This window comes from Paenibacillus sp. N3.4, assembly GCF_008017805.1.
Taxonomy (GTDB): Bacteria; Bacillota; Bacilli; order Paenibacillales; family NBRC-103111; genus Paenibacillus_E.
On the sequence record NZ_VRTT01000044.1, the window covers coordinates 1 to 12,906 of the forward strand.

Sequence of the window (12,906 nt, forward strand, 5' to 3'; positions counted from 1 at the left end):
CCAGGATCAAACTCTCCATAATAGTGGACAATTGCTCATCCGTATATCTGAAAGCTTAATTGCTCATTTGCGTTGCTAGCGAGATTTTACAATCTCTTTGTTTGAACGATTGCTCGTTCGTGCTTACTCACTCGTTGTTCAGTTTTCAAAGATCAATTTTCTTTCTTTAATTCCCCGCCGTTTTAGCGGCGACTTTTTAAATATACCACACTTCTTTTCAAGAACGCAAGCTTTATTTTGAAATCTTATTTTACATAAGTTTTCTTTATTTGGCTGTCTTGTCCTCTTTTTTAAGGGGCGAGATATAAAATAACATATAAAGAGAGGGTAAGTCAAGTACATACCCCCTATTTTTTTTGAACTTGATTGTTTCGGTTTCTGGCGTATTTGGAAATTTCCTTTGGTGTCGCTAATCGTGCATACATTCTGAAGATTACTTTATATCTGGATTCAATAGCACCTTTGATTTCTTGGTCCATTCTTTTGTCATTCAAATCGAACAACATCTCGTCTAATTCTTTGCGGAGCACATAATCTAACTCCCTACATTCCCGGTCATTGAACAAAAATCCAAGCATACATCCATCCTAACCCCTCTCAACTGTAGATACAGAAAGGGCCTGCTGACAGTAGTGTCATCTATTCATGCTTCTCATTTAAGATGCTTGCGTCTGTTAACATGCCCGACATACAAGGATTTATGGCTTACTAAAGCTTCAGTTCGAGAAGGATTTGAGATATTTCGTCTCGCCCTCTCCCTATCGCTTTACTGTTATGCTCAGATTTCCCAATTTTTATGACGAGGCATCTGAATTATTTTTACATATGCACTAGCCAATAGGTAATTGTACTCTCAATGACAGCTGCAACCAACAGTAGAGCCACAATGGACACAACTAAAGGTTTTGTTAGATAAAGTATTCGAATTAATTCCGTTCTAGCTGTTCTTGCTTCGACTGGAATAAAGAGCTGCACGCCTGATTTCCAAACTAACATGCCAAGTTTTAAACCGTATGCGCATGCTATTAAAATAACTGGTATTTCGATAATCCCATGGGGCAAAATACCTTTGAAAACGACAGAAATCGTACTATCTTGTGTTTGTAAGGAGAGTACATAACCAAGTATCATCCCATTAGCTACTAACATAAACAGGGGGATAATACCAAACATCAATCCAAGAAAAATGATAGCTACGGATTTAATCGCATTATTGAGAAAAATAACAAAGAAAAACCAAAGCTGCGGATTATCCTTGCTGCCAAGGGATTGACTAAGCTTTTTAAGACCTCCCATTTGTTCTTCAAGGAAATGAGAGTACTGGTTTGAGTTAGCCCAACCTAAGTAACAACTAACACCAAAAACAAGTACAACAACAATAAAATAATGTTTCATTTCTTTGAAATGGTTGATCAATTGTTTTAATTTCATCACTGAATTTCCTCCAATCTCGGAAGCATAAGTACTGTGTGTACGAGCATACATTATTTTAAACCATGTTTACAAGCCTTGCACGTATGTGGGGCACGAAGGAGGTACATAGTAGGATGAACTACTTTTTTGTTGTTAATGCCCGCAAATTCAAACAATACATCTTTATTGCAGTTGCTATTGTCTTCGCCGCAGCCATTGTATATTCGGAACAAAGTCATGTATCCGTCTTTTCTAACGCTGAGCCTTCGGCTATTTATAGTGTACAGACGGAACGAAAAGTGATTGCCCTCACATTTGATATCTCCTGGGGAGATAAGCGTACAAATCCGATTCTGAAAGTACTTGAAGATAAGGGCGTGAAAAATGCCACCTTCTTTTTATCCTCTCCTTGGAGCAAGAGTCATCCGGAAATCGTTGACCACATCAAAAAGGATGGATTCGAAATTGGCAGCCACGGCAACAAACATGATAATTACAGCACACTCAGCGATGAAGAAATTCGCAAACAAATTTCCACTGCGCATGAGATATTGACGGAGTTGGTCGGAAAAGAGCCCAATCTCCTCCGTCTTCCTAACGGTGATTTCGACAAGAGAGTACTTCGTATTGCGGACGAGTTAGGATATTCCGTCATTCAATGGGATACGGATTCACAGGATTGGTTGAACAAAGGCGTCGATACCATCATTAACCGCGTCGTCTCCAAAGCTCATCCGGGAGATATTGTATTGTTACACGCGAGTGACTCCTCCCAGCAGACACATGAAGCCCTTCCAGTCATTATTGATCAATTAAGAAACAAGGGCTATGAGTTCGTAACGGTCAGTACACTCATTAAACAAACTCAAGTCGAAACCACGCCCGTAGAGGATCACGCCTTAAAACATATCAATTAAGTAAATTCAAAAAAGAGCTAATTGCATTAGCTCTTTTTATTTTCCAATATTTTATGTAAAATCAAAATTTGCCATGCATTGCATACGAGCAGCGGAGCCAACATAAACAAAGTCGATGCTCCGTTATCTAATTTTAATGCCGGCACTGCCTCCAAAACGGAAACCGCGCACATGAAAAATACGGTTGGGATAAATGCGTTCCGATTCGTCATTTTCACTTTCCAATAAGCCACTCCTAGAGCAATAAGCAATACAATGACTGGGAGAATTGTATAGCTCCATACCGAGCCCGTTCCTTCAAAATTGGTCATTCTTAGATAAACAAGATCAAACAATACGACAATAATGACAGCCAGTTGAATTAAATCCCATACTGTTTTGGAACGAATGATACCTGCTGCGATAAACCTGACGATCAAATAAGCAAAAAAGCCCATCTGGCTCAACACACTTATTGTAGCGCCTCCAAGCAGCATGTTTATTACATTAAAACCGACTGCTGACAACCCCATGACAGAAAATTCTTGATCAGAATACTGCAAAATAAGTCCTATAACTAGGGAGACAACCATGCCTAATACGAGTGTTGTCCAAAATAAATGAAACCATTTACGTAACGTCAAGATCAAAACCTCCACACATAAACTCTAATTGTTAATTGTACCAACCTTTGCGATAAAAAGCCAATGAATGGCCGTGATAATATAGCCTAAACCACGCATACTAATCGTATTAAGCTTGGGAAGGGAGTATGCTTTCATGTTGATGAAAAGGCTGAGAAAGCTGCAAGTCCTACTGTTCATTTCGCTGGTGTTACTTCTCTCTTCATGTGGGTCAGATAGCTCATCGCAAGGTCAATCGCAAGCAAATACGTATAAAGAGCAAAAACCATGATTCTTGATATTTTAAAGTCTGATGATGGTAAAAAAGCAATCAGTGCTGCAAATAAGAGCATCATGAATGGTGATGTTGGGGCTAATGCTCTATCTGGCCAATCCCAAATCAAACTTCTCTCCGCAAACGAATCACTGCAGCTGCAAATGGCTGTTAAAGATGTTCTAACAGCCAAGGAGAATAATCAATTCCTGCAGGAAATGATGAAGGACCCTAAATTTGCGGGTGATTTCGCTAAAGCTATCCAAAAGGATACGAAACAAATGTTCAAAGATTTGTTAAAAGATCCGGAGTATCAGAAATCGCTTGTCGATACGATGAAAAATCCGGAATACGAGAAAATGACCCTCGATATTATGAAAACCGCTCCTTATCGTCAACAAATGATGACGGTAATGGAAGATTCTATTCAAAGCCCTTTGTTCCGTGCTCATCTAGTCGATCTCCTCAAAGCTGCTATTTCGCAGCAAAGCAAATCTGATCAAATGCCTTCTGCCAAGCAAGAACAGAAAAAATCAGATAGCGGTTCTTCAGGAGGAGGCGGAGGATCTGACAAAAAAGAGGATTCCAGTAAACAAGATAGCAGCAAAAAGAAAGACGATTCTAGTTCTTCCCAGTAGTCTATGAAACCAAAAAGGGCCGCGGAATGCTTTCTCCGCAAGCCCTTTTATTTATTAATTGGCGAGTCGCGTGATGATATTCGCCGCAACGTCCAGATAGATTTGTCCGGCAACTGAATCCTTTTTATACACAGATGGAGAGTAATCAATTTCGGATATATGATTATCAGGAGCTCCTAAAGGAATCTGCGCCAATAAATCACTGTGAAGATCCTCCGCAAGTTTGGCTCCTCCGCCTTTGCCGAAAATATAATCCTTGGTGCCATCTTTGTTCTCATAGTAAGACATGTTTTCAACAATGCCCAAAATCTCATGGTCCGTTTGGATGGCCATGGCTCCTGCTCTTGCGGCTACAAAAGCGGCTGTCGCATGAGGCGTAGTTACAATAACCTCTTTACTTTGGGGAATCATTTGATGAACGTCCAGCGCTACGTCACCTGTGCCAGGAGGTAAATCAAGCAAGATATATTCTACATCTCCCCAATCCACTTCATGGAAGAAGTTGCGCAGCATTTTGCCAAGCATAGGACCGCGCCAAACGACCGGTGCATTGTCTTGTACGAAAAAGCCCATCGAAATGACTTTAACTCCAAATTTCTCCACTGGAAAAATAACATTATCTACAAGCTTAGGCTGTTCTTCTATTCCCATCATATCCGGAATACTAAACCCATAAATATCTGCATCCACGATCCCTACCTTTTTACCTTGACGAGCTAAGGCAACAGCAAGGTTCACGGTTACGGTTGATTTACCAACTCCGCCTTTTCCACTGGCAATGGCAATAAACTTCACGGAAGAAGAGTTGCCCAGAATGGCTTGCTTCTGAGGCGCTGGCGATTCCTGTGGTACAGCTTTATTGGGCTGTTCAGTAGAAGCAATCTGGCCGCGTTCATAATCTGTAATAAGCCGAAAACGAATGTGTAATTGTGAAACACCTAGTTTTTCCAAAGCTTGTTCCATAAAAGTCTTGGCTTTTTCTTTAAAAGCTTCATCTTCGGATGTAACAATTAAGCTCAAAGATACATGATCTTCTTTAAACATCACGTCTCTAACGAAGTTCAGTTCTACAATACTTTTATCGTACTGAGGATCGTGAAGGGGTTTTAACGCCACTAATAATTGATCTTTATTTATCATAGCCACACCACACCTTTATTCGGACATCGTATTCGTGAGTTTAATTATATCATAAATCAATTAAGAACCCACTTTTTCTCCTGCATAAAATCGGAGCACTCCCTGATAGATAGAAGCCGCTAGCATCTTCTGATACTTAACATCGGCTAATAATCTCGCTTCTTCCGGATTGGAGAGAAAGCCTACCTCAACAAGCGCACTAGGCATCTTTAATGATTTCAATACATATACCGTCTTATCCGCCGGCTTAGCTACCCGGTCTGTATTTTCTAAATTTCTTTTCAATTCTTCTTGGATCAGTGCAGCCAAATTGGCATTATTAGGGTTATTCGGATAATAGAACGTTTGTGCGCCTTTCCATTTTTGCGAGGGAATGCTATTCAGATGTATCGTCAGAAACAAATCAGCTTTATTATCATTAATTAAATCAACGCGGTTATGGAGGTCCTCCGTCTTTCTTTTACTGTATCCTTTAGTACCCGAATCAGCTAAGTCCTTATCTGTTTCACGGGTCATGATGACAAGCGCGCCTGCTTGTTGAAGGTAATCTCTCAGTTGGAGAGTAAGCGCTAAGTTGATGTCTTTCTCGATCAAGCCTTCCTTACTCGATGCCCCCCCATCCGGTCCCCCATGACCCGCATCCAAAGCAATCGTTTTCCCCGAAAGAGGTAAGTTCCAATCTGACCACGTCTTCGTCGCCGGCAGCTCATAAGCATAGATGAAAACTACGAGTGCAATTAACATGGCTGAAAGTACAAGCTTAACACTGCTTTGATATGTCAGCCAGACGATTAGCCGTTTCTTCCTTTTGCGCATAAAAAATCCACCTCTGTTCCCCATAGACTCTGTAACATCTATATGGGACAGGGTGGACAAATATACCTTGCTTTAAACTTGATATTCGGGGTCTCTCAGGCCTTCAATCAAGACTTGCGCAACTTCAGGTCGAGTGAACTCCGGAGGCGGACATTGACCGTCTCTCAGCAAGCCACGTACTTTCGTACCGGATAGATGCATATGATGTGATTTATCATGCGGACATGTTTTGCTGGAAGCCATGTTGCCACATTTGGTGCAGAAGAAGCTATGTTCAAAAAATAACGGTGTAATGCCCATTTCCTCAGCGGTAAAATTGCTGAAAATCTCTTGAGCTTCGTACGTTCCGTAATAGTCGCCTACGCCCGCGTGATCCCGTCCTACGATAAAATGAGTGCAACCATAGTTTCTGCGCACAATGGCATGTAAAATGGCCTCTCTGGGACCTGCATAACGCATCGCAGCCGGATATACGCCTAAGAAGGTACGATCCTTTGGATAGTAGTTCTCAAGAAGAACCAAGTAGCTCTTCATACGAACATCAGCAGAAATATCATCGGACTTCGTTTCCCCAACAAGTGGGTTCAGGAACAGAGCATCCACGATTTCCATAGCCGACTTCTGGATGTACTCATGCGCGCGATGAACAGGATTGCGTGTTTGAAAGCCAACAACCGTTTTCCAGCCATTTTCGGCAAAAATACGACGAGTTTCGGAAGGATTGAAGTAAAACTCTTCAAACTTTTTTGGTTTAGGACGATTCAATAGTTGAATCGAACCCCCAATATTTGTAGAAGAACGTGAGAAAAGCTTATCTACGCCTGGATGGGCCATATCGTCTGTTTTAAATATTTTAATAGCTTCGTTCTGTTGGTTAACTGTATAGATGCTTGAAACATCCAAAGTTCCGTAAATAACATCATCCTCTTCACCAACTAAGGCTACCTTTTCACCAATAGCAAGCGTCGCGGCAAGCTCCGGCTCAATGGATAGGGTGATTGGAATACTCCAAACCGTTCCATCCGTAAGACGCATTGTCTCTACAACAGAAGTGTAGTTAGATTCATCCAGAAAACCGGTTAACGGTGAGAACGCACCTACCGCTATAAGGTCTAAATCAGAAATAGTCCAAGTATTAATACGAATTTGCTTCAATGTGAAAGCTTGTTGTAGGGCCGTTTCTCTTTGATCTTCCGATACTAACCGGTTAATCAGTTCATCCCCGCCATGGGGTTTAATCGTTGTCATTACGTGCTACCTCCGCAAATGTATGTCTATGATTACTTATGAAGTCCGCATTCCGTTTTCTCAATACTAGCCCAACGTCCAGCCCTTGGATCTTCGCCATCCGCTACTGGGCGTGTGCAGTGTGTGCAGCCGATACTTGGGAAGTTGCGATCATGTAAAGGGTTGTAGATTACATCGTTCTCACGAATATAATTCCATACATCCTCAGAAGTCCAACTAGCAAGAGGATTAAATTTAATCAGTCCGAACTTAACATCATATTCAACTTTTTTAGCATTTGCGCGAGTAGGAGCTTGGTCCCGGCGAATCCCTGTGATCCAAGCGTCATAGTTCTTAAGAATATCCGTTAGCGGATCTACTTTTCGAATGTTGCAGCATTGATTAGCATCGCTTTTCCAAAGTTCTTCTCCGTATTGAGCGGCTTGCTCTTCTAGGGTTAGCTTTGGCAAAACTTGAACGAATTTGGCTCCATAATGCTGCTCTAAACGGTCTCTTGTTTCATATGTTTCAGCGAAGTGCACATTGGTATCCAAATAGAAAATATCCACATTTGGATTAATTTTTTGAAGCATATCCACGAGCACAACATCTTCCGCGCCAAAGCTGCATGCCAGTGTCAAACTAGGAAAAGTGTCTACCGCTAGCTTAAGTATGGCTTGTGGTGATTGATTTTCAAATTCTTCTGCTGCTTTGGATACAAACGCTTCTTTTTCAAAAAGATTCAATGTAAAAACCTCCCACGGTTATAATCCCGACTATTATTATAAGATTTATATTTAATTATAGCCAAGATCGAATACCTGTCAATGACTTTTTATCATTTTGGTATAAACTCTTGGTTTTACCTTGATTATGATATGCAAACAAAACCACTTTTGGGCAAAAGAAAAAACCTTTCCGGCATAATGCCGAAAAGGTCTCTCTTGAGCGCCAAGGCGCGTATTCTTAACGTTTGGAGAATTGAGGAGCACGACGAGCGGCTTTCAATCCATATTTTTTACGCTCTTTCATACGGGAATCACGAGTTAAGAATCCTGCTTTTTTCAAGGATCCACGGTATTCCGGATCAGCTTTCAGCAATGCACGGGAAATCCCATGACGAATTGCTCCAGCTTGTCCGCTGATGCCACCGCCATTAGCAAGTACAAGAACATCGTATTTACCGATTGTTTCTGTTAATGCTAAAGGTTGTTTTACGATCAGCTTCAAAGTTTCTAGACCGAAATACTCGTCTAGATCACGTTTATTGATAATGATGCGTCCTTCACCCGGTACTAGGCGCACACGCGCTACCGAATGTTTACGACGACCCGTTCCATAATATTGAACTTGTGCCACGAAACAGTCCTCCTTATATTATCCGCGAAGATTCCAGACTTCTGGTAGTTGTGCTTGATGTGGATGCTCTTCTCCACCGTAGACTTTCAGCTTTGTTTTCAAACTGTCGCCAAGACGGTTCTTAGGAAGCATACCGTGTACTGCAAATTCAATCATGCGATCAGGTTTGTTGTTCAACAAATCCTGAGCTGTAGTCACTTTCAAACCACCTTGGTACAAAGAGTGACTGTAGTACTTTTTGTTTTGTAATTTCTTACCCGTTAGCTTAATTTGGGAAGCATTGATAACGACTACGAAATCGCCAGTATCTACGTGTGGAGTAAACTCCGGTTTGTGCTTACCGCGGATAATGCTAGCAACTTCACTTGCAAGACGGCCAAGTGTTTGGCCTGCAGCGTCAACAATGTACCATTTACGCTCAACTTCATTTGGCTTAGCCATATATGTGGTGCGCATGCTTAGTCCTCCTAAAAATATATCTCAAGACATAGTTATAATTGTTAGTTTACATTAGTGATGGATGGTTTCTGGCAGATTTGTGATCAGGGGCTGTGGGGTAGCCGATCACGAAACGCCAAGTCATATTTTACATGAAAACGAGATAAGAAGCAAGTAGTGTTTTTACTTTTAATACTCAACTTTCCACAACGTTAATCCCATAGCTTCAGCAGTAGGCCCCGCCTGACCTCGATCTTGAGCATTCAGCACTTGCAGCATATCGCTGCTAGGCCGTTTGCCTTCTCCAATCTGAATCAACGTGCCTGCAATGATCCTCACCATGTTATAAAGAAAGCCATTCCCAGATACAATTAAACGTATGCGAGCTACTTTCCCCGTCGTAGATAATTCATCGACATCCGTTTCCAAACGTACCTCATAAAGGGTTCTCACCTTTACTTCCTTATCTGTTCTCACCGTACAAAATGAAGTAAAATCATGCTCACCTATCAAGCAAGGGAGCGCCTCTCTCATGGCTTCCACATTTAAATCCGTAGGATGATGATATTCATAATTGCGGTGAAAGACATCAGGGAAGCGCGCCGAGCGGATCGCATAACAGTAGGTTTTGCGTTTCGCGGCTTTGCGTGAGTGAAAGGAAGGAGGAACTTCTTCCGCGGTATGGGCGACGATATCCCTGGGCAGTCTAGCATTCAAGGCTAAACACCATCGTTCCACTGGTATCTTCGAGTTCGTAATAAAGTTAATAACTTGAGCTTTCGCGTGTACACCGGCATCTGTACGCCCTGATGAGATGACTTTCACCTTCTCACCTGTTAACAAAAATACGGCCTTCTCGATCCGATATTGAATCGTATCTGCGTTGGGCTGAATTTGATAACCTGAATATGCCGTGCCATCATAACTAATTGTAAAACGAAGATTTCTCAAGGCGTATTCTTCCATGAGTCATCCTTCCTAGCTTTAGCTTAGATCCGCTAGCTAAGACTACAAAAAAAGGGCTTCATCAGAATCTAATGATTCCGTCCACCCTTTCCCATCCGTCTTATGCGCGATCTACAAGCTCTAAATATACCATTGGTGCTGCGTCACCGCGGCGAGGTCCTAGCTTAAGGATACGTGTGTATCCGCCTGGACGCTCGGAGTAGCGAGTAGCCAATTCGGAAAAGAGCTTTTGAATCGCATCTTGATTCTCGTTTGCAGCTTCTCTACGAACAAAAGCAGCTACCTGACGGCGTGCATGCAGATCTCCGCGTTTCGCAAGAGTGATTAACTTCTCAGCGATTGAACGAAGTTCTTTTGCTTTTGCTTCTGTTGTTTGAATGCGTTCATGTATGAACAGATCTGTAACTAGATCACGGAATAATGCTTTACGATTACTGGAATCGCGGTTCAACTTCCTGTAGTTCATTGAATTAACCTCCTTCTGACACGATTATTCCTCAGTACGCAAACCAAGACCCAGCTCTTCGAGCTTCTCTTGAACTTCTTCAAGAGATTTACGACCTAGATTCCGCACTTTCATCATGTCTTCTTCTGTTTTGGTAATTAGCTCTTGTACGGTGTTAATCCCTGCGCGCTTGAGACAGTTATAAGAACGAACAGATAGATCAAGTTCCTCGATAGTCATCTCAAGAACTTTCTCTTTCTTATCTTCCTCTTTCTCCACCATAATCTCAGCATCCTTAGCTTCATCCGTCAAACCGACGAATAGAAGCAAATGTTCTGTTAAGATTTTGGCGCCCAAGCTCACTGCTTCTTCTGGTCGAATACTTCCATCGGTCCACACTTCGAGGGTCAACTTATCATAGTTAGTCACTTGGCCGACGCGAGTATTTTCAATACTGTAGTTTACTCGGGTAATAGGCGTGTAGATCGAATCAATTGGAATAACACCAATTGGTTGTTCTTCATGCTTATTTTTGTCCGATTGAACATAACCGCGCCCTCTGCCCGCATGAATCCTCATATGAAGACGCGCGTCTGGAGATAAAGTTGCAATGTGCAAATCCGGATTAAGAATCTCCACGTCGCTATCACCGCGAATATCTGCCGCGGTAATATTACCTTCTCCTTCAGCATCAATTTCAAGCACTTTCTCCTCATCGGAGTGAATTTTCAACGAGAGACCTTTCAGATTGAGGATAATTTCCGTTACATCCTCAAGCACGCCAGGAATCGTTGAAAATTCATGCAAAACGCCATCGATTTGGACAGAGGTTACTGCTGCCCCGGGTAAAGAGGACAGTAAGATACGACGTAGTGAGTTACCTAAGGTTGTACCATAGCCACGCTCTAACGGTTCTATGATAAATCTACCATAAGCGCCGTCATCGCTTAATGCGACAGTTTCTATTTTTGGCTTTTCGATTTCGATCATGAAATGTACCCTCCATTCAATACGTCGTTTCCCTCTGGATACTTCGGTAAAAATTTGATAGTATGCCTATCCTTCAAAACCATTATTCACGATTTTAGGATATTTATACTACAAAGTAATCCTGAATTATACGCGACGACGTTTTGGAGGACGGCAACCATTGTGAGGAACCGGAGTCACGTCTTTAATTAGGTTTACTTCAAGACCAGCTGCTTGTAAAGAGCGAATTGCTGCTTCACGACCAGCGCCTGGACCTTTAACCATTACTTCAACAGTTTTCAAACCGTGCTCCATTGCTGCTTTAGCTGCTTTTTCAGCTGCCATTTGCGCTGCGAAAGGAGTACTTTTACGGGAACCTTTGAATCCAAGGTTTCCTGAACTTGCCCAGGAAATTGCGTTACCATGCGGATCCGTGATCGTTACGATCGTGTTGTTGAACGTTGAACGGATGTGTGCTACTCCGGTCTCAATATTTTTACGGTCACGACGTTTCGTACGGACGACTTTCTTAGGTTTTGCCATTAGCTCTAACCCCCTTTATTATTTCTTCTTATTAGCTACCGTACGACGAGGACCTTTACGTGTACGAGCATTAGTTTTAGTACGTTGTCCACGAACAGGAAGACCACGACGGTGACGAAGACCACGGTAGGATCCGATTTCGATCAGACGTTTGATGTTTAGGGAAATTTCACGGCGAAGATCGCCTTCTACTTTTAGGGTTTTGTCAATTACTTCACGGATCTTGCTCACTTCATCTTCTGTTAGGTCGCGAACGCGAGTACTAGCGTCGATACCAGTAGATGCGATGATTTTTTGAGCAGTTGTAGTGCCGATACCGAAAATGTAAGTTAACGCGATTACAACTCGTTTGTCACGAGGTAAGTCAACTCCAGCTAAACGTGCCATCTACAGATTGCACCTCCTTTTAACCTTGTTTTTGTTTGTGCTTAGGATTTTCACAAATTACCATAACATTGCCTTTACGGCGAATGACTTTACATTTTTCACAAATCGGTTTTACTGACGGTCTTACTTTCATTTTAAGCCCTCCTTTTTATCGTAAGCAACCATGTTGCGTTTTCGTTAGAAAACTTGCTTCGTAAGCATACGCCTTGAGAGAGTAACTTACATCTAAGCCGAACATTTATTTAAAACGGTAGGTTATACGGCCTCTTGTTAAATCATAAGGCGATAATTCTACGGTAACCTTATCTCCAGGCAAAATGCGGATAAAATGCATTCTGATTTTACCGGATACATGGGCTAGGATTTTATGACCATTTTCCAATTCAACTTTAAACATTGCATTCGGAAGAGGTTCAATCACTGTACCTTCTACTTCAATTACATCTTCTTTGGCCACAGTCATTCTCCTTTCTCATTATGTGCTTCAACTGGCAAAAGATCAACGAATTTGGCAATTGCGAACCGCAATTTCCCATTAGTTACACGACCCGTCTCCCTAATGCTCGACTCCACTTCGCTGCTAATCTTGTCTTGTAATTGAAGATGACTCAGGTTCTTCTTCTTAGGTTGATCGAATTTGCGATTATCCCCGTCGGCAAGCCAGACAAAACGATGATCGACAATTCCAATTACGACCGCGTATTCACCGGGATCTCTACCGCGAAGCACCTTTACAATTTGACCTATCTTTGGTGTATGACTATCCACTCAT

The 12,906-nt window shown here is 42.0% G+C and carries 19 protein-coding genes; 2 read left to right on the top strand and 17 right to left on the bottom strand.

Translation table 11 applies throughout. From position 1 onward, the window contains the following. Positions 1-347 precede the first annotated feature (347 nt). Positions 348-578: a hypothetical protein gene (locus FU659_RS21000; protein ID WP_147949356.1), complete on the bottom strand. Its 231-nt coding sequence runs from the start codon at positions 576-578 to the stop codon at positions 348-350. 241 nt (positions 579-819) lie between these two features. After that, positions 820-1,431 (bottom strand): stage II sporulation protein M, encoded by a 612-nt coding sequence (locus tag FU659_RS21005; protein WP_147949404.1) that lies wholly within the window; start codon positions 1,429-1,431, stop codon positions 820-822. Positions 1,432-1,547: 116 nt separating this feature from the next. Between FU659_RS21005 and pdaB the strand changes: the two genes are divergently transcribed. Then, entirely contained in the window at positions 1,548-2,330 is a 783-nt protein-coding gene (gene pdaB, locus FU659_RS21010; RefSeq protein WP_147949357.1) for a polysaccharide deacetylase family sporulation protein PdaB, read from the top strand. 26 nt (positions 2,331-2,356) lie between these two features. Here the strand turns inward: pdaB and FU659_RS21015 are convergent, their stop codons facing one another. After that, the gene (locus FU659_RS21015) at positions 2,357-2,953 is read right to left on the bottom strand and encodes a KinB-signaling pathway activation protein (protein WP_147949358.1); all 597 of its coding nucleotides are present in this window, start codon (positions 2,951-2,953) and stop codon (positions 2,357-2,359) included. A 267-nt stretch (positions 2,954-3,220) separates the two neighbouring features. Here FU659_RS21015 and gerD point away from each other — a divergent pair, with 267 nt between their 5' ends. Continuing rightward, positions 3,221-3,844, top strand: coding sequence for a spore germination lipoprotein GerD (gerD, locus tag FU659_RS21020; protein WP_147949359.1), 624 nt, complete (start codon positions 3,221-3,223; stop codon positions 3,842-3,844). A 54-nt stretch (positions 3,845-3,898) separates the two neighbouring features. Here the strand turns inward: gerD and FU659_RS21025 are convergent, their stop codons facing one another. The 14 genes from FU659_RS21025 to FU659_RS21090 form a co-directional block, all read right to left on the bottom strand. Then, positions 3,899-4,984 (bottom strand): Mrp/NBP35 family ATP-binding protein, encoded by a 1,086-nt coding sequence (locus FU659_RS21025; protein WP_147949360.1) that lies wholly within the window; start codon positions 4,982-4,984, stop codon positions 3,899-3,901. A gap of 60 nt (positions 4,985-5,044) precedes the next feature. Then, positions 5,045-5,800, bottom strand: coding sequence for an N-acetylmuramoyl-L-alanine amidase CwlD (gene cwlD, locus FU659_RS21030; protein WP_147949361.1), 756 nt, complete (start codon positions 5,798-5,800; stop codon positions 5,045-5,047). Positions 5,801-5,872: 72 nt separating this feature from the next. Then, positions 5,873-7,048, bottom strand: coding sequence for a sulfate adenylyltransferase (gene sat, locus FU659_RS21035; RefSeq protein WP_147949362.1), 1,176 nt, complete (start codon positions 7,046-7,048; stop codon positions 5,873-5,875). A 32-nt stretch (positions 7,049-7,080) separates the two neighbouring features. Next, positions 7,081-7,773 (bottom strand): phosphoadenylyl-sulfate reductase, encoded by a 693-nt coding sequence (locus FU659_RS21040; RefSeq protein ID WP_147949363.1) that lies wholly within the window; start codon positions 7,771-7,773, stop codon positions 7,081-7,083. 220 nt (positions 7,774-7,993) lie between these two features. Beyond that, on the bottom strand, positions 7,994-8,386 hold the full coding sequence (gene rpsI, locus FU659_RS21045; RefSeq protein ID WP_147949364.1) for a 30S ribosomal protein S9: 393 nt from the start codon (positions 8,384-8,386) through the stop codon (positions 7,994-7,996). A gap of 18 nt (positions 8,387-8,404) precedes the next feature. Then, on the bottom strand, positions 8,405-8,842 hold the full coding sequence (rplM, locus tag FU659_RS21050; protein WP_147949365.1) for a 50S ribosomal protein L13: 438 nt from the start codon (positions 8,840-8,842) through the stop codon (positions 8,405-8,407). Positions 8,843-9,013: 171 nt separating this feature from the next. Continuing rightward, on the bottom strand, positions 9,014-9,790 hold the full coding sequence (gene truA, locus FU659_RS21055) for a tRNA pseudouridine(38-40) synthase TruA (protein ID WP_397356195.1): 777 nt from the start codon (positions 9,788-9,790) through the stop codon (positions 9,014-9,016). Positions 9,791-9,890: 100 nt separating this feature from the next. Then, positions 9,891-10,256 carry a 50S ribosomal protein L17 gene (gene rplQ / locus FU659_RS21060; RefSeq protein WP_147949366.1) on the bottom strand — a complete coding sequence of 122 codons (366 nt, stop codon included), beginning with the start codon at positions 10,254-10,256 and terminating at the stop codon, positions 9,891-9,893. A 24-nt stretch (positions 10,257-10,280) separates the two neighbouring features. Then, positions 10,281-11,225 carry a DNA-directed RNA polymerase subunit alpha gene (locus FU659_RS21065; RefSeq protein WP_147949367.1) on the bottom strand — a complete coding sequence of 315 codons (945 nt, stop codon included), beginning with the start codon at positions 11,223-11,225 and terminating at the stop codon, positions 10,281-10,283. Positions 11,226-11,351: 126 nt separating this feature from the next. Then, positions 11,352-11,747: a 30S ribosomal protein S11 gene (rpsK, locus tag FU659_RS21070; protein WP_079417968.1), complete on the bottom strand. Its 396-nt coding sequence runs from the start codon at positions 11,745-11,747 to the stop codon at positions 11,352-11,354. Between the two features lie 18 nt (positions 11,748-11,765). Then, on the bottom strand, positions 11,766-12,134 hold the full coding sequence (gene rpsM, locus FU659_RS21075; RefSeq protein ID WP_147949368.1) for a 30S ribosomal protein S13: 369 nt from the start codon (positions 12,132-12,134) through the stop codon (positions 11,766-11,768). 19 nt (positions 12,135-12,153) lie between these two features. Beyond that, positions 12,154-12,267, bottom strand: a complete 114-nt coding sequence (rpmJ, locus tag FU659_RS21080) for a 50S ribosomal protein L36 (protein WP_003333770.1) — start codon at positions 12,265-12,267, stop codon at positions 12,154-12,156. A 105-nt stretch (positions 12,268-12,372) separates the two neighbouring features. Continuing rightward, on the bottom strand, positions 12,373-12,591 hold the full coding sequence (infA, locus tag FU659_RS21085; RefSeq protein ID WP_009676800.1) for a translation initiation factor IF-1: 219 nt from the start codon (positions 12,589-12,591) through the stop codon (positions 12,373-12,375). 2 nt (positions 12,592-12,593) lie between these two features. After that, entirely contained in the window at positions 12,594-12,902 is a 309-nt protein-coding gene (locus FU659_RS21090; RefSeq protein WP_147949369.1) for a KOW domain-containing RNA-binding protein, read from the bottom strand. Between the last annotated feature and the right edge of the window lie 4 nt (positions 12,903-12,906).